Origin of the sequence: Coprococcus sp. OM04-5BH (assembly GCF_003482105.1) — a bacterium.
Taxonomy (GTDB): Bacteria; Bacillota; Clostridia; order Lachnospirales; family Lachnospiraceae; genus Coprococcus.
This window is the reverse complement of sequence record NZ_QULM01000004.1, coordinates 40,214-60,097: the sequence shown is the minus strand read 5'-3', so window position 1 is coordinate 60,097 and position 19,884 is coordinate 40,214. Positions and strand designations below refer to the sequence as shown.

Annotated in this window: 14 protein-coding genes; 4 read left to right on the top strand and 10 right to left on the bottom strand. The window is 41.6% G+C overall.

The window, feature by feature from the left end:
- Positions 1-7: 7 nt before the first annotated feature.
- The 6 genes from glyA to DXB54_RS08605 form a co-directional block, all read right to left on the bottom strand.
- On the bottom strand, positions 8-1,243 hold the full coding sequence (gene glyA / locus DXB54_RS08630; RefSeq protein WP_021938026.1) for a serine hydroxymethyltransferase: 1,236 nt from the start codon (positions 1,241-1,243) through the stop codon (positions 8-10).
- An 86-nt stretch (positions 1,244-1,329) separates the two neighbouring features.
- On the bottom strand, positions 1,330-3,900 hold the full coding sequence (clpB, locus tag DXB54_RS08625; RefSeq protein ID WP_021938027.1) for an ATP-dependent chaperone ClpB: 2,571 nt from the start codon (positions 3,898-3,900) through the stop codon (positions 1,330-1,332).
- 154 nt (positions 3,901-4,054) lie between these two features.
- The gene (locus DXB54_RS08620) at positions 4,055-4,918 is read right to left on the bottom strand and encodes an ABC transporter permease (protein ID WP_021938028.1); all 864 of its coding nucleotides are present in this window, start codon (positions 4,916-4,918) and stop codon (positions 4,055-4,057) included.
- A 53-nt stretch (positions 4,919-4,971) separates the two neighbouring features.
- On the bottom strand, positions 4,972-6,042 hold the full coding sequence (locus tag DXB54_RS08615; protein ID WP_021938029.1) for an HlyD family efflux transporter periplasmic adaptor subunit: 1,071 nt from the start codon (positions 6,040-6,042) through the stop codon (positions 4,972-4,974).
- Between the two features lie 97 nt (positions 6,043-6,139).
- Complete coding sequence (locus tag DXB54_RS12090; RefSeq protein WP_243104787.1) at positions 6,140-7,876, bottom strand: ABC transporter permease; 1,737 nt, start codon at positions 7,874-7,876, stop codon at positions 6,140-6,142.
- Positions 7,877-7,881: 5 nt separating this feature from the next.
- Positions 7,882-10,194, bottom strand: a complete 2,313-nt coding sequence (locus tag DXB54_RS08605; RefSeq protein WP_147361025.1) for an extracellular solute-binding protein — start codon at positions 10,192-10,194, stop codon at positions 7,882-7,884.
- A gap of 276 nt (positions 10,195-10,470) precedes the next feature.
- Between DXB54_RS08605 and DXB54_RS08600 the strand changes: the two genes are divergently transcribed.
- From DXB54_RS08600 to DXB54_RS08585, 4 genes are all read left to right on the top strand, one after another.
- Positions 10,471-11,163, top strand: a complete 693-nt coding sequence (locus DXB54_RS08600) for a response regulator transcription factor (RefSeq protein WP_158578218.1) — start codon at positions 10,471-10,473, stop codon at positions 11,161-11,163.
- Positions 11,164-11,387: 224 nt separating this feature from the next.
- Positions 11,388-12,659, top strand: coding sequence for a sensor histidine kinase (locus DXB54_RS08595; RefSeq protein ID WP_158578217.1), 1,272 nt, complete (start codon positions 11,388-11,390; stop codon positions 12,657-12,659).
- 570 nt (positions 12,660-13,229) lie between these two features.
- Entirely contained in the window at positions 13,230-14,156 is a 927-nt protein-coding gene (locus DXB54_RS08590; RefSeq protein ID WP_147361024.1) for a hypothetical protein, read from the top strand.
- Between the two features lie 301 nt (positions 14,157-14,457).
- Positions 14,458-15,675 (top strand): IS256 family transposase, encoded by a 1,218-nt coding sequence (locus DXB54_RS08585; RefSeq protein WP_199708749.1) that lies wholly within the window; start codon positions 14,458-14,460, stop codon positions 15,673-15,675.
- Positions 15,676-16,019: 344 nt separating this feature from the next.
- On the opposite strand, the gene DXB54_RS08580 is transcribed toward DXB54_RS08585, so the two are convergent.
- From DXB54_RS08580 to DXB54_RS08565, 4 genes are read right to left on the bottom strand one after another with little or no spacing between them, the layout of a single operon-like run.
- Positions 16,020-16,445 (bottom strand): DUF1810 domain-containing protein, encoded by a 426-nt coding sequence (locus DXB54_RS08580; RefSeq protein WP_118694921.1) that lies wholly within the window; start codon positions 16,443-16,445, stop codon positions 16,020-16,022.
- 15 nt (positions 16,446-16,460) lie between these two features.
- On the bottom strand, positions 16,461-17,018 hold the full coding sequence (locus DXB54_RS08575; RefSeq protein WP_118694920.1) for a leucine-rich repeat domain-containing protein: 558 nt from the start codon (positions 17,016-17,018) through the stop codon (positions 16,461-16,463).
- Positions 17,018-18,817, bottom strand: a complete 1,800-nt coding sequence (locus DXB54_RS08570; protein WP_118694919.1) for a hypothetical protein — start codon at positions 18,815-18,817, stop codon at positions 17,018-17,020. Before DXB54_RS08570 ends, DXB54_RS08575 begins: the two co-directional genes overlap by 1 nt.
- 13 nt (positions 18,818-18,830) lie before the next feature.
- Entirely contained in the window at positions 18,831-19,883 is a 1,053-nt protein-coding gene (locus tag DXB54_RS08565; protein ID WP_118694918.1) for a hypothetical protein, read from the bottom strand.
- Position 19,884: the final 1 nt, after the last annotated feature.

Genomic DNA, 19,884 nt, shown 5'->3' with positions numbered 1-19,884 from the left:
AAAGTTTTTATGCGTAGAGTGGGTACTTTGTTACAATGCTCTTAACCAGCTCTTCTGCCTTTGCCTTATCGCCGTCAAGGACTGCTGCCTTGATTGCTTCTGCGATAATCTCCATATCAGCTTCATCTGCACCTCTTGAGGTTACAGCAGGTGTTCCAAGTCTTACACCACTTGTTACAAATGGTGACTTTGGATCATTTGGAACTGTGTTCTTATTGGCTGTAATATGAACCTCATCAAGGAGCTTCTCAACCTCCTTACCTGTACGTCCAAGTCTCTTGAGATCAAGGAGCATAAGGTGGTTATCTGTACCGCCTGATACAATATCAAAGCCTCTTGCCATAAGTGCAGAAGCAAGAGCTGCCGCATTCTTGACAACCTGCTGCTGATATGCCTTGAACTCAGGTGTAAGAGCTTCCTTGAAGCATACTGCCTTACCTGCGATAACATGCATAAGAGGTCCACCCTGGATACCAGGGAATACTGCCTTATTGAAGTTAAACTTCTCATTTACTTCATTGCTGCTCATGATCATACCACCACGAGGTCCGCGAAGGGTCTTGTGAGTAGTGGTTGTTGTAACATGTGCATATGGGATAGGGCTCATGTGAAGTCCTGCTGCCACAAGACCCGCAATATGTGCCATGTCTACCATAAGGTATGCACCTACTTCGTCAGCTATCTCTCTGAACTTCTTGAAGTCAATGGCTCTTGCATATGCTGAAGCACCTGCTACTATGAGCTTTGGCTTACATTCCTTCGCAATGGCAAGAACATTGTCATAATCTATAAATCCATCATCATTAACACCATAAGGAACACAATGGAAGTACTTTCCTGACATGTTGACAGGTGAACCGTGGGTAAGATGTCCGCCGTGGTCAAGGTTCATACCCATGAATGTGTCACCAGGCTGCATGATAGCGAAGAACACTGCCATATTGGCCTGTGCACCTGAATGAGGCTGAACATTTACATACTCACATCCGAATAATTCCTTGGCTCTCTCTCTGGCAAGATCTTCAACCACATCAACATACTGACATCCACCGTAATATCTCTTGCCCGGATATCCCTCAGCATACTTGTTTGTAAGATGGCTTCCCATAGCTGCCATAACTGCCTTTGAAACAATATTCTCTGAGGCAATAAGCTCAAGATTATTGTTCTGTCTGTTTAACTCATCTGTCATTGCTGCCGCAACTTCAGGATCTACCTTCGTAATTTCCTCAAATCCAAACATATTAATGATTCCTCCTAAACTTAATGTATATATAGTATCAAACTGCACACACATTTGCAAGGAAGGGAAATCATTTTCTTATTTTATTAATTTCTTGCCACAAGCCCCTTTCCGTCGTAATCAAGGACTACCGGCTTATCTGTGCTTACCTGTCCTGAAAGGATCATCCTGGCAACCAGAGTCTCCACATTCTTCTGGAGATATCTCTTAAGAGGTCTTGCACCGTATACCTGATCATAGCCCTGTTCTACCACTGCCTCCTTGGCTGCGTCTGTAAGCTCGATCCTTATCTCACGGTCTGCCAGTCTCTTGTTAAGATCAGCCAGCATAAGATCCACAATACCCTTGATATTCTCTCTTGAAAGAGCATTGAACAGGATCGTCTCATCTATACGGTTAAGGAACTCTGGTCTGAAATGAGCTTTAAGCTCACTCATAACCTCTTCTCTTACCTTATCACTTATGTTGCCACCCTCGGCAGCTATATCAGCACCACCTATATTAGAGGTCATGATGATTATGGTATTCTTAAAGTCCACAGTTCTGCCCTGGGAGTCTGTTATACGTCCATCATCAAGCACCTGAAGCAATACATTGAATACATCCGGGTGAGCCTTCTCAACCTCATCAAAAAGGATAACTGAGTATGGCTTTCTCCTTACAGCCTCAGTAAGCTGACCACCCTCTTCATATCCTACATATCCCGGAGGCGCTCCTATAAGCCTTGCCACTGAATGCTTCTCCATGTATTCACTCATATCGATACGGACCATATTAGCCTCATTGTCAAATAAGGCTGCTGCCAGTGACTTGGCAAGCTCTGTCTTACCTACACCTGTAGGACCAAGGAACAGGAAGGAACCGATAGGCTTTGTAGGATCCTTGATACCTGCCTTTGATCTGATTATGGCGTCACTTACAAGTTCTACGGCATTGTCCTGTCCAACGACTCTCTTCTTAAGCTCATTTGCCAGGTTAAGGGTCTTGCTCTTCTCGCTTTCGGTAAGCTTCGATACAGGTATACCGGTCCACTTTGATACTATCTTGGAGATCTCCTCCTCGGATACAACCTCATGTACCAGCTCCCTTTCCTTGTCGGAAGCAGACGCCTCAAGGGTCTCCAGCTCCTTCTTGATGGCAGGAAGCTTACCATATTGTAACTCTGCCGCCTTGTTAAGATCGTAATTTCTCTGAGCCATCTGGATATCAGCCTTAACCTTCTCCATTTCCTCCTTGAGGTTACGGATCTTCTCTACACTCGCCTTTTCATTCTCCCATTTTGCCTTAAGATTATTGGCCTTGTCCTTAAGCTCTGAAAGTTCTGCCTGGATATCAGCCAGACGCTGCTTGCTTAAGTGATCCTCTTCCTTCTTAAGGGCAGCTTCCTCAATCTCAAGCTGCATTATCTTTCTTGTGATCTCATCCACCTCAACAGGCATTGAATCAAGCTCTGTCTTTATCATGGCACATGCCTCATCCACCAGGTCTATTGCCTTATCAGGAAGGAATCTGTCTGTTATATATCTGTTTGAAAGAACAGCGGCATTTACCAGGGCGCCGTCAGAAATCTTAACGCCATGGAACACCTCATACCTTTCCTTTATTCCTCGAAGGATTGAAATAGTATCCTCAACTGTAGGTTCATCTACTGTAACCGGCTGGAAACGTCTCTCAAGAGCCGCGTCCTTCTCAATATATTTCCTGTACTCATCAAGAGTTGTGGCACCTATACAGTGAAGCTCACCTCTGGCAAGCATAGGCTTTAACATATTGCCTGCGTCCATGGCACCGTCAGTCTTACCGGCACCTACAATGGTATGAAGCTCATCTATGAATAGGATTATCTCTCCCTCTGATTTCTTCACCTCATCAAGGACTGTCTTAAGACGCTCCTCGAATTCACCTCTATACTTGGCACCAGCCACCAACGCACCCATATCCAGTGCAAATATCTTCTTATTCTTAAGTCCCTCAGGTACATCGCCACGCACGATCCTCTGTGCCAGGCCTTCAACTACTGCAGTCTTACCTACACCAGGCTCACCAATAAGTACCGGATTGTTCTTGGTCTTCCTTGAAAGAATCCTTATGACATTTCTTATCTCGCCGTCCCTGCCGATAACAGGATCAAGCTTCTGCTCCTTAGCCCTTGCCACCAGATCGTAGCCGAACTTCTCCATTGCCTCATAGCCGTTCTCCGGAGTATCACTGTCCACCTTTTTATTTCCTCTGATGGACGCCAATGCCGTAAGAAAACTGTTCCTGTCTATATTCCAAACCTTTAAAAGCTCCTTAACATCCCTGTCAGCCTTGCTGATGATTCCCAGGAACAAATGCTCAACAGATATATACTCATCGCCCATCTGCTTTGCTTCTTTTTCTGCCTGTATAAGAGCCTTTGAAAATTCATTTCCGGCATACATATTGCCACCGCTTACTTTAGGTAACGAAGCAAGCTTATTCTCAACCCGGTCTACTGCCGCGCTGACATTCACATCCATTTTCTCGAAAATCTTAGGAATAAGACTTTCATCTGTCTCAAGGAGTCCTGCCAGCAAATGAAGCTGTGTCAGCTCCTGATTATCAAATTCCAATGCCTTCTCTTTAGCCTTTTCAACTACTTCCAAAGACTTCCTTGTATATCTATCCATATCCATAACACTCGCCTCCTTATATATAATCAGCCCATTTGAAGATACAAACGGGCTGTTCAACATGTAACATTCACCACTCTGAACATCACATTTTCTCTTTACGAGTATTAATATATCACTTTTGTTAGCACTCGTCAATAGTGAGTGCTAATAATTTTTAAATTTTTTTGAGCTTTTTTATTACTGCTATAAAACAAGGTACTAAAATGACCACCGACACCATGCTCCGCACCCGATATGCGTTTATTTTCCTCCTCTGTCTGTAGTAAAATCTCTCTATTACATCCTTATCAGCGTATATACGTCTTTCGGATATCTCCCCAAGCTCATCCGATACATCCTTCCAGAAATCAAAATCCGACCACCTGGCAGGAAGCATAATATGGGGAAACATATCCAGATAATCCGTCACATAATAATATCCGCTCCCATCATAGCCATGGTGTCCTGCCACCTCTAAGGCATATTCTCCCCTGTAATTTTCTTCTGATACATCAATTATTATGCCATCTATAATTTTGTTATCAACAGCCTTCATGTCTTCATCATGTCTATTTTCAGCTTTCCCCTGTATTATGACAAATACATCCCCGGAGTCAATCACAGCTCTCACCACATACTCCTGCTCTCCAAATGATATCCTGCATCCGGTCACTTGTGTGCTTCCAAACAGCTCATATGCCAGCTCGCTGCTTACTATACAGCCATAGCTGTCATCCACCGAAAGTCTGCCGCCTGTATCAAACATATCCTCAACAGTAAGATCCACTGTAACTATATCCGCCCTTACCTCCAGGTGTACTCCTGCACCGGTAACGGAAATCTTCGGTTCTATATAATAGGTGCCCTTTATGTAGTCTTCATTCTTCATTTTGGAATATTCCGCCTGTCCTGTGGTCATGATGGCACAATCCCTGTCCCGGCGATACCTGTAGCTCTCAGATATACCACAGGCAATGTTCCATACCGCCACGACCGCTGCCAGCATGCTCAGAATAATCCACGTTACAATTTTCTTCATATTTATCCACCTGTCTTTTGAACATCAGCCCATTAAAGCTACATGTCAGGTTTTCATTTAACACCTGACACAGTCTTTTCAAGAACTGTATCCCCTGCCTCCACCTTCTTATCAGCACTTACTATGATCCTGTCATCTGATGTCAGGGCTTCACCTGAAATTCCTACCTCGTAATTATTTGTATCTCCCACCTTCACATATACCTTTGCTGCCACAGTCTCTGTTCCGAGAATAGTCTCCTTGGACCGCTCCACCAACACATAGGAACCAAGGGTGTCCGCATGTATGGCTGACACAGGCACCACGAAATCATACTTGTCAGACTGATGGGATATATCTGTAAGCACGCTGTCCCCCACATTGAACACATCTCCGGAGATCACCGCCTCGACCACATAGCACTGATCATTTGCCCCATTCTTGTACAGGGCAGAAACCTCAGTGTTAACTTTTCTGTCATCTATCTGTACCGTCACTCTGTCACCTGTCTCTATGTACTGCTTTTCCCCCTCCGTCACAGACATTCTGAGAGTGTACTCATCTGCCTTCTCCATAACCACTATAGCCGCCTCATCTGTAGTCCTGCGCCCGACCTCAAGTCTAAGCTCTGAGATAACTCCATCAAACTCCGAGCAGATCAGCCCATCATTTTCCATAAGTGTCTCCAGCCTTAGAATATCAGCGTCTATATCTGCCAACTTATCATCCATTACATTTCTCTCATCACCCCAGGTATACCAATAGCCATCCATAAGGTTCTTACGCTCAAGCTTCTTCTCCAGATACAGAGATCCGGCTTCATGGGGATCCACCCTCAGGAGCCTGTCACCTTTGCTCACCTGCTTTCCGGAAGATACATATATCTCACTGACCATAAGCTCCGGGTACACATACACGGGAGTTTTCTTATCACTTTCAACCACCACTTCCCGGAGTACGTCCCTTGATATGGTTCCGGACGCTCCATACATGACCTCCACTCTGGGAGTCAGTGCAGTGGCTGCCCATCTTGCCATAACTGTGCCGGCAAATACCACAGCCAAAAATACCGCCACTATCCTCACAATTCTTTTCTTACCGGAGCCTCCATTTCCCTTCGAGCCTCTTATCCTTCTATGTCTCATAACCCCACCTCCTTATCTCCTTATGTCAAACATCAGCCCATTAAACTTTGCCTGTCTGGTGTTGCCCCCTGGTTTCATGGGCACAATCTGTTGAATATCAGTCGTCAGAGGAGCCTATGGATATGCCCTCTGCCAACACGTCTCTTCCTATATAAAATACAATAAGAGACGGTATGCAGCTAAACAGGGCAAATGCAAATGCTCTGCCGGCCCCTCCTGCCGACACCTCCGGCAGATACACCGACAGAGGCCACAGTGACTTGTCCCTGAGGAACACCACCGGCTGCTCAACTATATTCCAGTATTCAAGAAATCCCAATATAGCCGCTGAAAGTATCCCCTTCCTTGCTATGGGCACAGCCATGTGGGCAAATATCCTGAAGCCCCCTGCTCCGTCAAGCCTTGCAGCCTCCACCACTGAAGCCGGCACCTGTTCAAAGGCACTGAACATGATAAATATGGGAAATGTAGAAAACACCAGCGGTAATATGATCGCCCAATGGGTATTTATCATATGCATGCCGTTAAGCACTATGTACTGGGACAGCATGGTAACCTGAAACGGCAGTATCATACAGAACATATAAAGTCCAAATATCAGCTTTGCCCATCTGCTGCGGCTCCTGGCAAGTCCCCATGCTGCCGGCACTGCAAATAAAAGCTGCCCCGCTATCACAACGCCTACTATCTTCACGGAATTCCAGAAAAGCACATAGTATTCAGGAGTGTCAAATAACAGTTCAACCACATTTTTAACGGTGGGATAAAGAGGTATGAAATGCCATGTAGCATAGCCCATGCCATCTCCTATAACAGATGCCAGTATCTGATCCAGCTCCACTTCATTTGTGAATGTACCACATATAAGAAATACAAGAGGCATGACTGATGCCACTGCGGCTGATATGACAAATATCCGTATCAGGATATGCAGCAGCCTTGCCGGTATATCCTTTATCAACCTATAGCTTCCATTGCCTCCCCGCAGCCTTGTATAGATCGTATGCCAGTCCGTGAGACAGATCACCCTTATGATAAGTATGAGTCCGAAGAACACCACTGCCGTCATAACCGCTCCGGCAGTTAATTTGCCAAGCTCCAGCTTCTCAAACCAGTTGTTAAATATATGCTGGAGCTGATATATGGTAGTATCCGGATATCCTCCCGCCATGAGATATTGCTCCCTGAATATCTTAAGGGAATTCACCACCGACAGCATAGCCACTATGAAAAACGACCGCTTCATATTCGGAAGTGTGATCTTAAAAATCCTTGTAAACCTGCCTGCTCCGTCAACCCTGGCGGCCTCATATATCTCAGTGGGTATGGCAGATAATCCCGCAAGCCATATAAGCATATTGTAGCCAATGTTCTTAAATACAAATGTTCCCACAAATAACCGGAACACCGCCCTTCCTGTGAAGAAGCTTATGGGTGTGCCCCCTGCCTTTGTGATAAGTCCATTTACTATTCCATTTTCAGCAAACAATATCTTCCAAACCACTGCCAGGGAATTAGATGGGATTGCAAGAGGAATGAGAAAAGCGAACTTCACTATATTGCCTTTCATTTCATAAACCTCTATAGCCACCACCAACGATACAACTATCAATAATGGAACACTCACCAGTTCAAAAAGCAACGAATTTCCTGCTGCCAGCCTAAATGCCTGATTATCAAGAACTACACTGTAATTTGTCAAACCCACAAAGCTTCCCTGACCGCCTCTCCTGAAGGATGATACGAACACATCTGCCAGAGGAAGCACTACAAAGATCATGACACCTGCAAATCCCGGAACTATGAACGGGTACATTTTGTCTTTTTTTCTCATATAAATCACTCGCTTAAATAAACTGAAAGTGCACTGTCAACGGCATCCATTGTATCATCAAGGCTCACCCCTCCCTCAAGGTAATCAGCCATGTTGTCCCTTATCATATTTCTGATCCTGGCATCAGTATTTGACGGCACCTTAAGCTGTCTGAGCTTGTCTATATAATCCTCAAGGTACTCGTCGGTACGCCAGTAGGACCAATCCAGATATTGATTTTCACCAACCTTGATACCTCCTCCCGGAGTCCCCATCTCCAGAGCCATCTCATTGCTTGCCCGGATGCCGTCTATATTTACAGGATTTGCAACATCAATGCCATAATACATTTTCTGCACATCTACTCCGAACATGTCTTTAACAAACCGGATTCCATTGTCCCGATTGTCTTCCTTATTATTTATGGCAAATATCGTGTTTGGCGTATACACCGCACCCTCGTCATTTCCCCACAGCATGTATTCGTAGTCAGCATTTGCAGTGTTTTCTTCCATGCCCACTATCGCATCCTCCTTTATGCTGTAGAAATACTGGACTTCCAGCTCAGACTTCATATCCACCAGGGCAAATCTCCTGCCTGACCAGTCTCTGTTGAACAGGGAACTCATATAGGCACTATTTACAGCCTTCTTCGTCTGCTCCTCATAGGTTCCGTATTTTGCAGTCCAGTCAGCTATCTGCTCTTTAGTGGTCCTCGCCATTCCGGCATCATACATGGACTTAAGGTCTGTCAGAAATTCCTTAAGCCTTTCCCTGTTGTAAGTCCCATGCATGTCAACAATGTCTGACGCATAAAGGGGATACAATGTGTCAAAGTAACACTCCCAATAATAAAACGACATATCACTTTCATTTGCAGGCTTGTCCAGACTGTTCATGTATATAACAAGCGACTCCACATCCGTAAGATCTCCTATCTCACTGCCCGGTGCCACCACCGCTGTAAATGTCTCATAGGCAGGAACGGCGTATATTGAACCGTCAGGATTCCGGTATGTATTAAGGACATTTTCAAGGCAGTCAGGATTTTCCTGCTGTATATCTTCAAGAACCCGGGACAGCTCCATAAGCACTCCCGTATCCTCATAGCTCTTAACATTCAGACCATCCATAATGAGCACATCCGGCCCTTCCCCTGCCAACAGCTGTGTATTCAGGGAATTTATGGCGTCACTTTCAGATATGCCGTTTTGGTCATCCACACCCCAGATGTACTCTATATCCATGTCAGGATTGTCTCCCATATACCAGGACACAAGAGTTTCATAGGTTTCGGAATAATACAGAGAATACAGGGTAACCTGCTTCTTCTCCGTCTGTGGCTGCCCCTTATCCCCGGAAGCATAGGTGTCAGAGGAAGAGTATACAACAATATTCTTCTTGTTATTTAAGCCCGCTTCCACCACTGCAAATGTATCTTCGGCTTCAATTACAAAGTCATATATCCTGCCGGTATTCTTAAAGGTTGTGATCTTTATGCCCAGCCTGTCTGACAGCTTATAGGCAAATATCCCCGTGTTTAACACAATGTATAGCTGATCCGTACCTTTATCATATTGCATGATATTGCTGCAGCTTAAGGAGTCCTTTCCCTTCTCCGCCGCAGTCTCTGACAGTCCCTCCGCCATAGTACCATCAAAGGATGAGATTGTGGTATCAAGGCTTCCATTGCTCACATCATAGACAAGAATGTTGCGTTCCGTAAGGACCACAAGACTGTCCCCGGCAACACACATATCTGTACAGCTCACATCACTTATATCCCATCTCTCCTGCCCCTTCATATCAAAACAGTATATATTGTCTCCGGAACAGGAAATTACATAACCTGAGCCGTCGTCAAGAAGTCTTATACTGTCTACATTTCCGTCAATTTCCTCTGACAGGATACGAAGCTCATTCTCCGGTGTGATCACTGCGATCCTGCTTATTATGCTGTTTCCTGTACCCACACTACTTGCTGCAAGGTAAATGCTGCCATCCTGACAGATATATGCCGCAGAAAGCATATCTGTCCCGGATATCAGTCCCGTAAGCTCCAGCTTCTCCCGGGTGAACTCACCATCAAGTGCTTCTCCTGTAAGCTTTATGTACTCACCATTTTCATCGGCTCCCACCATCACATACTGATCTCCGACCTTGCCAAAGCCACAGATCTGCCCCAGGGTAAGCTGTGCCTGTTGGTAGGAAGTCAGCTCTGTAGCAGTTGATCCTGTTTTATCTGCCTCATTCGAACTCCCTGCACCACAACCGCCGCAGAGCAATCCGGTTATTAATATAAGTAGAAATAATATTGTCATTTTCCCTGTTTGTTTCATTAGTTATCTCCCCCTTTTTTCAACATCAGCCCATTTAAAATTTGCCTGTTTGGTGTTGCCATTCCAATATGCGTCTCCAACGCATGTGCACAATCTCTCGATGGCAGATCGGCATGTATTACACCCTATCCTTATTCAGATTGTATCATCTGTGTAAGAGTGAATTGTCTAAAAAATATCTAATTTGCACATATTCCTTTTAAACATCGTTAAAATAGATTAGTATGGTAACAGGGTATTGGCTATGCCCACATCACTATGGAAATGGAGATCTGCATGAAACTGCTGCTTGTAGAAGATGACATCAATATTGGAAATATTTTAAAAAGGCAAATGGAAGAAAAAGGCATTGCTGTAACTCTGTGCGGCACAGGAAGGCAGTGCACCGAGCTAATATATTCCGGCACCGACATAGATATTATGGTACTTGACTGGATGCTTCCCGACATGTCCGGTCTCGATATCCTTAACCAGCTATATTTTGACAGGATCTCAATTCCTGTAATAATGCTCACGGCACTTGGTACCCTTGAAAATAAAACTGCTGCCTTTTCCCTGGGTGCCGATGACTATGTGGTGAAGCCATTTGAACCTGACGAACTGCTTGCCAGGATATTTGCCCTGTATAGAAGGGCAAACAAAGTACATTCATTTGACTATTCATACGGAGATATTGAATATCTTATAGACAGCCACACCATCAGACACGGCGACCAGTCGGTGCAGCTTACAAACCGTGAAGCCCAGTTGTTCCAGCTGTTACTCAGATCTGCAGGTAAGCTAGTAACCCACGACGAGATAATTGATGCCATATGGGGTCTCAACTCAAACGTGGGAAATGGCAATATCCTTAACTATGTTTATTTTCTCAGAAACCGATTAAAGACCATAAACAGCAGGCTTGTGATAAAGGGTGTCTACGGAAGCGGCTACGCCCTTGTGGATGAAGGAGAGAAAATAAAGGAATGATAGCAGCCAGAAAACAAAATAGACAGATATAGCTATGAATAGTTAAGTGTCACTGTTTGGATTGCAGTTATAAAAAAAGAAGGTTCTATGGGATTACTGTTGCTGATGAAACGAGAACTCTACGGGGATTGCTGTTGTTGAAGAAAGAGGTCTCTATGAGGATTGCTGTTGTTGAAAAATGGGACTCTATGGGGATTACAATTAATGAAAGGAGGAGCCAGCATATGATAGAACAGCTTAGAAAAAAACTCACTATATTTCTGGCTTCGGTTATTGCTTTGATCCTTATCGTAATGGCATCCCTGCTTCTACGCACCGTAATACAGGAATACACTAACAGCTCATATGCCTCATACTCCAAGGATGCAAATCTTTTATATTCATATCTTGAGCAGTCAAATTCTATAGATATGTCTATCCTAAATGAATACAAAGCCAATAACATCAACATAGATATACTGCGAAGCGGCAACGCAGTTATGTCAACCAATAGTTTTAAGGACAACAGTTCTATTCTCGCCCTTGAAACACCATATAACCAGCCCCGGTACTGGGATGACTATTACAGTGCCATCAACAGAGGAAATTCATATCGACGTTTCTACACAGTAAGCTATAACCACATCAAATACTGGAACAGCTACAGTGTCGTTAATATTGGTGGCACTTATTACACCGTCCATACTCTGTTCAATAATAAGATCATCACCAATTATAAAATAAAAATGAGCATATTATTTTTTGTTGTAACTCTGGCTGCCATACTGCTTTTGGCTGTCTTCTCTTACTTCTTTATAATAAAGGTTCTTGCCCCGGTAAAAGACGCCTACGAGAAACAGGATCTCTTTATAGCCGTGGCATCTCATGAGTTAAAAACTCCCCTGACCATTGTAAAATCCTGCTTAAGTGGACTGTCAGAAAATAATCAAAGCAGTGAAGAAAATGACTACATAACCACCGCCACTGGGGAATGTGGCAGGATGACCGATATGATAAACAACCTTCTGACATTTGCAGATATAAAAAAATCCGGGAAAGATAATTTCAAAAACTCCCATCCGGAGGATGTTCTCATAGACTGCTATAGCCGTTTCGAGGCCGTCGCCCTGCAAAAGGAGCTGAACTTTACAGTTTCATTGCCGGAGGAACCACTGCCCCTCATCTCCATGGACAGAGACAGGATGCTCCAGTGCCTGTCCATCCTGGTTGATAACGCCATATCCTGCACTTCAGCGGGACAAATCACTCTGTCCGTATCCCTGTGTGATACGCACTTGTGTTACAGGGTAGCAGATACCGGTCATGGCATAAGCGATGAAGATAGACCACACATCTTTGAAACCTTTTATCACCGCCGCAACACCCCTGCCACTCACTTCGGACTTGGACTTAGCATCGCTAAAAGTATTGCCGATCTGCATAATGCAGAGTTGACGGTAGCGGATAATGAACCCCAAGGCAGTGTGTTTACGATCATGTTTAGGGATGGGAGATGAGTTGGTTCATGAGCAATTCTGGGAATGCAGGATGATTTGATTTCACAGTCACAACATTTTGTAAAGAAGTATTTTGGAGTTCTAAGATTTCTTGCAGTTATTTTTATAATTTCTTTGCTTTTTAGTACAAAATGTATTATCCTCAAATACCCTTTCCTTTATTTTCAGCATCTTACATCCCTAGTCACTATACAATCTGTATAGATATAAAATTTCTATTAACATTGGCACTTCATAATCTCAAGCCAGGTGTACTACATTTATGCTATTTCCAGTAAAAAAATACTTTTTCTTGAATTTTTCTCCCGCTTATTAATTGCTTCTCTACAAAAATATCTATTTTCTCCCAAATGACGTTCAGATAGTCACTTGACTTTTGACATCCCCGCAAAAATGATTTATTGTACAGCCAGATAATTATTTGAACGATTGCAATCCATATTTAACCTATTTGATCAAATCTAAATTAAACAAATACAATTTTTCATTATTTTAAGGAGGTAGAACTTGGCATTTTACGACAAAGAAATAAAGCGGGTATGTGAATCATGCCCCAGGCTGTTAATTCTAATGATTAATTCTGTTTTTTCAAAGCATCACTCAGAAGACGCAGATATAATATTTCTTGACAAAGAGCAAAACATTGATTCCGGCGAGAATACAACCTATATGGATATGTTTCTTGAAATTGAAAGCTGCCGATACCACATCGAATACCAGTTATTAGAAGGTAATATGGCTATACGAATGGTGGAATACGGCATGAAAGAAACAATCCGCGGCCTAAGACAAAATGGTGATATCACCAGAGTCTCAGACGGCAGATATGAAATAGAGATAATAATGCCCCTGCAGGCTGTGGTATTCCTGGCAGGCGCCAATAAAGAGGATAAGATAACTGTCAACCTGCACCTGCCGAATGGTAAGATGGTCACTTATGAACTTCCCTGTATATCCGCCAGCGAAACCGTATCCGAGCTTTCAAGAAAGAAAATGTATCTCCTAATCCCCTTCCAACAAGTTCAGCTATACAGCCGTATGTTAAAAGCAAAACATTATACAAAAAGAACAAAATTAAAGCTCGCCGAAGCCCTGTATCATTTCAAGCTTGACGCAAAAAAGGAATTGGATAATCTCCATGAGAATGGTATACTTAATGCAAATGAAGTTGAACTATTAGTAACGTCATTGCACAACATAGAAGACAATCTGTTAAACAATGACGATCTTATCAGGGAGAAGGTGACTGAAATGGGTGACGAAGATTATGTAGCATTAAGTGACAGGCTTATACAACAGGGAATTGAACAGGGAATTGAGCAAGGAATTAAGCAGGGGATTAAGCAGGGGATGGAGAAAGGTGCGAAACAAAATTTATTACTGCAGATAGCAAAGAAACTCCAGAAGGGTAAATCTCTTGCCCAGATAGCTGATGAGTGTGAGATCTCCCAGGGCGAAGCACAGAAATATATAAGTGAGATACAGGACAGTAAATGATACCAAGAATCACTTTCAGGGGCACTGGCCAGTAAAAATAATAATCCGTATGTGTATAAGAGTATACGACATAATAAAGCGGCATGTTGGTTCAAATGGACTAGCATGCCGCTTTTGTGATATTTTACAATCTCATGCGAAAGATTATATAACTTATTATTTTTTACTATAGTTTGCATTATTTTCATCAATGGGAGTATCTCAAAGTTTGTGTAAACCTTCAAACTGATGTAAGATAAAATTACTCAGTTTGGAGATTATTTTTATGGCAAGAAGAAAAGACAGCCCACAAAAAGCAGCAATGAGAGAAATGATGCGTGACTATCTGAAAAATAATGATATCAGCATCAAAGATGGCACCGATGTAAACAGTATCATGCGCGACATGATGTCTGTCCTTTTGGAAGGTGCCTTGGATGAAGAACTAGATGAGGAATTAGGATATTCCAAGTATTACTGTCGAAACAAAGAAACGGACAATAGTAGAAATGGACATTCCCGTAAAACTATGCATACCAGTTATGGAGATATGGATGTAGCCATTCCAAGGGATCGTAACGGTGATTATGAACCACAGCTGATTAAAAAATATCAAAATACCGTAACTCAGGACATGGAAGAAAAAATACTTTCCATGTATGCCAAAGGAATGACAACTGGCGATATCGAATCTCACATGCGCGAATTATACGATATTGATATTTCTGATAGTACAATCAGCAGGATCACAGACAAAATTCTGCCAATTGTAAAGGAATGGCAGGAGCGTCCTCTAGAAGAAGTGTATGCAGTTGTATTTATGGATGCGATCCACTATCATGTTCGCAGCGAAGGGCGTATTGTAAAACGTGCGGTTTATATCGCTCTTGGTATCGACATGAATGGGAAAAAGGATGACCTTGGAATGTACGTAGGCGAAAACGAAAGTGCAAAGTTTTGGCTTTCTATCATGAATGGATTAAAAAACCGCGGAGTTGAAGATATACTTATTGCATGTGTTGATGGTTTGAATGGATTTCCACAGGCAATCGAGGCTGTTTATCCTAAAACAGAGATCCAGCAGTGTATCATCCATCAGATCCGTAATTCAACAAAATTTGTTTCATATAAAGACATCAAAAAACTGATGGCTGATTTGAAACTCGTATATGCTGCACCAACGGAAGAAACAGCATTAAATGAGCTAGAGCTGTTTAGAGATAAATGGGATTCCAAGTATCCTAAGATTTACAAATCCTGGTATGATAACTGGGCAACTCTGTCGACTTATTTCAAGTATCCAGAAGCAGTAAGGCGCCTGATTTACACAACAAACGCCATCGAAGGTTTTAACCGCCAGCTCCGAAAGGTTACAAAAAGCAAGACTGTTTTTCCATCAGATGACAGCCTTTTAAAAATGCTGTATTTGGCAACTATGGATATCACGAAAAAATGGACAGGTCATAGGCACGACTGGGGTCAGATTCACTCCCAGCTGGAAATCTATTTTGAAGAACGCCTGGCAGGACGGAACCTGTAAAACAGATAGTTTTAGGCAGGTCTTATTGACATGCCTAAAAACTCCTGTATAATGCAGATATGGGCAGAACCCGCGAAGTCGGCTCTGCCCATTTGTAACTATTCACAAATCTTATATCGGTTTTTAACGTTTACACAAAACTTGAAACGGTCTCAATGGTAGGGTAATTTTGTGCAAATTTCAATATTTGCTCATTTATATTATATAGTATAATCAAGGTCGAACGGCAGGAACTTCCCATTCACATCTTATTATAGAAAATCTGAATTTACAGAAAAACTTTCCCCATTCTCCTTCGATTAATAGTAAACCGTTAGGATTTTAACCCACCAATGTCTCTCCCATTAGTACAATCTTCTTTCTAGTATTTTCATTGTTTTATAATCCACCTTTCCACCAAAAAATTTATCAAGAACCTTTTTAAAAACATCTTCATCAGAAGCTGCCAATGAAAACAATGTCATAGAAGATTTCAATTTCATATCATCAGGTCTTCCAAAAACCGTCTTTGCATCATTACAATCTATTCGAAGCAAAGCATATGATATTTCCACCAAATGGCCTCCCAGATAGTCATCTGCCAAAAACTCTTTTGCTTCATCCAAATTCTGAATTCCGTAATATTCAGATGTCGTACTTCTTCCCAAACCTTTTAACTGTGGAAATATATACCACATCCAATGACTAGATTTTCTACCGTTTCGTATTTCGGACAGAGCAATCTCATAATTTTGCTGATGCGCATGCTTATATTTTGTCAAATCATACATTTTCCACTCCTCCTCTTAGTCAGGCACAAAAGAAAAACCATTATATTTTGCATATTTTTCTGCTAGAGACCCTCGTTTTCCTTTAATAATTAAACCCGTACATTGATCAAAAGCACCCTCTCCTATAGCAATAACACTTTCCGGAATCCATATCTCTCTTATCGATTTACATCCAACAAATGCTCTCTCACCTATCTCCGTCAATCCATTTGGAATCCATGGACTCTGAAGATTACAACAATTCTCAAAGGCACGTGCCCCTATCTTCATTAATGCATTTGGTAAATAAATTTTGCTCAGTTTTATACAATCTCGAAAGATTTCATACCCTAGCTCAGTTATACCGTTAGGCATATGAACAGACTTAAGTGATGTACAACCGCAGCACAAACCATCCCCTATATGTTCAACTGAGTCTGGAATATACAAATCTTCTAATTTAATACATTTTTCAAAACTTCTGCTTCCTATACTCTTTAAGCCGTTACTCAAATGAACATTAACAAGGGAGCCACAGTTTTTAAATATGTGTGGACTTATTCCTTGAAGATGAAAAGCCATTACTTGCGCCATTACCTGCTACCCGCTTTGATATCCCCGGCATACATATGCATCCACATTGCTGGAGTCCAGTCTTCATATAACGAACTTGTCCCATCGGTATTATCAATACTTATAGTTACATGTTCCATATCTTCCCAGTCAGTATCAATATCTACTGGTATCTCATAAACATCATACTTTCCATTCTCTGAATTTTTTCTCTCAATGGTGGGTGCCCAATTTCCAAAATCAATACTTAACTCATAGTCAACATCATCGCGCCTCTCAACACTTACCGTATATGTACCGTCTTGAATATCGTACTTTGCATCCAATGCACGATTGCTACTCGTCATAAGTACTGCGCTAGTCATACAAAATGTCAGGAATACCACTGCACATTTCATAACAGACGGTCTGCAACCCATTGGATTCCTTTTGTATAATATGGCATACGTCAGCAATGTAAATGCAACAATTATCGCATAAACAATAAGGATTTTATAATCTGGCACACCAACATTCACATATTCTATAAAATTATCTGCTGTAAAGCACCTCGATGCCTCATAAACAATAACTTCCAAAGACACTATTACAATTCCCTTTATCCAAAAAGATAGGTTTCTCGTATTTAATTGTGTTTGCTTAATAAATTCCCTTAAAAGTAGCATGTTACATTTGTCCAACTCGTTTTTTGTTCTCCATGCCTTAAGCATTTTATAGAAACTCAATAGCAAAATAATCGTTACTACAGCATTCAGATACAATCCTTTACTAAACATATATATAATGACTATACCTAAAACAAATAGAGCAATCGCACTCAGGAATTGTTCACAATACTTGTAATATACTCCTCCCTCCAAAGTTGAGGTGGTTGAAAAAGCAATCTTCCTCGGTCTAATCACCATTGTATAAATTATAAATACCAGTAAAATAGGTATATTCAATGTCGTGTATGTCTTTACCATAAATCCTGTCAATAAATAAGTCATTGTCAGGCACATAGCATTGTACATATCATTGAGCATCGGCATTTTCTGTTCACCGGCATCTTTAAGTTCGCCAATTTGATAGCATATAAACATAATGGCAAACAACAATACCGTAATCCAAATCCATTTGGACCACAACGTGTTAATAATCTTTTCCATAACCGTCCAATTTAAACTGTCCATTTTCATACGAGCATGAATCGCCCATAATGCGGTCAACAAAATATATATAAAATACCAAATCCTCTTATAGGACTTATACGTTTTTTGCTCGCCTTCCTTTGGCTCATAGACCACCGACATCTCTGATATATCCGTAAGAAGAATCAACACAAGTGTGGCAACCACATATATAAACAAGAATCTTCCTCCATATGTCCAAAAATTATATACATCACCATACACATACCACATCTCGCAAATTCCAAGCAGAAATAAAACAATTTTCGAACCGGATATCAATAATATAACAACTCCCGCCAACGTCAGAATCAAGATTATATTCCACCCAGCAAACATTCCATCTGATACATAAGATTGAGCCGACTTAATAATATCAATCAATTTACAAAACGTTACCAATAGTATATCTAACACATACAGCGACATATACCTGTCTGACAATGGAATGTTATCTATAGCTTTTAAATCATCTCTAAACATCGCGACCAAAAAAGCGGCTATATTAATCAAAAACAGGGCTACTACCCCAATCCATGAAAAGTACGATATCAGAAATACGCAGTTAACTAAAATATGCAGAATATACATACAAAAAGCAGCAAAAAATTTGTATGTTATTTCTTTTTTTTCTTTTTCCGATTTACTCATAAATTCGATTCTCCTACAGCCCTATTCTAAGCATAATAAATATCATCCATATTACAAAATTAACGATTGTAACAAACGAAACGTCATCTGTAAATGGCGATTCCTTATACCATTTTGTTCCCACTAAAGCTATTCCGGTTTCCAAAACTAATGCTATGATTCCAAAAATAACCTGTCCACGAAATACAGAAAACGGCGGTATACATACTAACGAAATCAATGTAATCGCAACAAATATCCAGTTCGCTACAACCATCCACTTACTATATTGCTGTTTATTCAAAATATTTGTAACATTGTTTCTTTCTCTCGGATGCAATATTGCATGTCCATAGCCTGTATAATATTTATATGCTTTGTCCCATGTACTTTCACCCTTGCCATAATAATAATCGCCTAGGAAAATGCTTGCCTCAGAATCTCCGTCATCAGCAGCGGATAACATCATTTTAAAACCTTCCGATTCCTCCTTACTGCAATCCATTGTTCTTGCCAGCAGGTACTTGGCTTTTGGAATACCAAGTTGCGCATAATATTTCAAAATTTCCCTATTTGACTCCATACTCGCATTGTCAGAAGCTGCATCATTTAAAGCCCTCATATCATACACAGAATACGGTATCCCAATTCCTTTTTTGACCTCATGGAAATCACCTATATCACTTGCAGCAAGAGAATTTATCTCTTCAATCCAATTTAATGAATAACAAATCGCACACACTACACCGTAGGCAACATATTTCATAAGACCTGTTTCTTCTATAGCTGAATTCACAAACGTACAAAACTCTGCTTGGGTCGTGTACTTTTTCTGATAAGTTATCATCTTCTTAAATATAGGCAATGAAGCTACAAGGCACACCCTCTCTACATCAGCAGGAGTCATTCCATATTTGCTATCCTGCGTATATTCGTAAAGCTTTGCGTGAAGTGAATAATCGGCAAGATATATTTGTGCGCCATTATTCTGTACGACTTCACGCAAAACTCTCTTTAACATACCCACATCCAAGTATTTTGCTACCTTTTCTTCCAACTCATTTATGTCACTGTGTTTAAATTTCATA

What these genes read in the sequence shown, in the direction of transcription:
- glyA (WP_021938026.1), bottom strand. Translation starts at nt 1,243, where the DNA reads ATGTTTGGATTTGAGGAAATTACGAAGGTAGATCCTGAAGTTGCGGCA.
- clpB (WP_021938027.1), bottom strand. Translation starts at nt 3,900, where the DNA reads ATGGATATGGATAGATATACAAGGAAGTCTTTGGAAGTAGTTGAAAAG.
- DXB54_RS08620 (WP_021938028.1), bottom strand. Translation starts at nt 4,918, where the DNA reads ATGAAGAAAATTGTAACGTGGATTATTCTGAGCATGCTGGCAGCGGTC.
- DXB54_RS08615 (WP_021938029.1), bottom strand. Translation starts at nt 6,042, where the DNA reads ATGAGACATAGAAGGATAAGAGGCTCGAAGGGAAATGGAGGCTCCGGT.
- DXB54_RS12090 (WP_243104787.1), bottom strand. Translation starts at nt 7,876, where the DNA reads ATGAGAAAAAAAGACAAAATGTACCCGTTCATAGTTCCGGGATTTGCA.
- DXB54_RS08605 (WP_147361025.1), bottom strand. Translation starts at nt 10,194, where the DNA reads ATGAAACAAACAGGGAAAATGACAATATTATTTCTACTTATATTAATA.
- DXB54_RS08600 (WP_158578218.1), top strand. Translation starts at nt 10,471, where the DNA reads ATGAAACTGCTGCTTGTAGAAGATGACATCAATATTGGAAATATTTTA.
- DXB54_RS08595 (WP_158578217.1), top strand. Translation starts at nt 11,388, where the DNA reads ATGATAGAACAGCTTAGAAAAAAACTCACTATATTTCTGGCTTCGGTT.
- DXB54_RS08590 (WP_147361024.1), top strand. Translation starts at nt 13,230, where the DNA reads ATGATTAATTCTGTTTTTTCAAAGCATCACTCAGAAGACGCAGATATA.
- DXB54_RS08585 (WP_199708749.1), top strand. Translation starts at nt 14,458, where the DNA reads ATGAGAGAAATGATGCGTGACTATCTGAAAAATAATGATATCAGCATC.
- DXB54_RS08580 (WP_118694921.1), bottom strand. Translation starts at nt 16,445, where the DNA reads ATGTATGATTTGACAAAATATAAGCATGCGCATCAGCAAAATTATGAG.
- DXB54_RS08575 (WP_118694920.1), bottom strand. Translation starts at nt 17,018, where the DNA reads ATGGCGCAAGTAATGGCTTTTCATCTTCAAGGAATAAGTCCACACATA.
- DXB54_RS08570 (WP_118694919.1), bottom strand. Translation starts at nt 18,817, where the DNA reads ATGAGTAAATCGGAAAAAGAAAAAAAAGAAATAACATACAAATTTTTT.
- DXB54_RS08565 (WP_118694918.1), bottom strand. Translation starts at nt 19,883, where the DNA reads ATGAAATTTAAACACAGTGACATAAATGAGTTGGAAGAAAAGGTAGCA.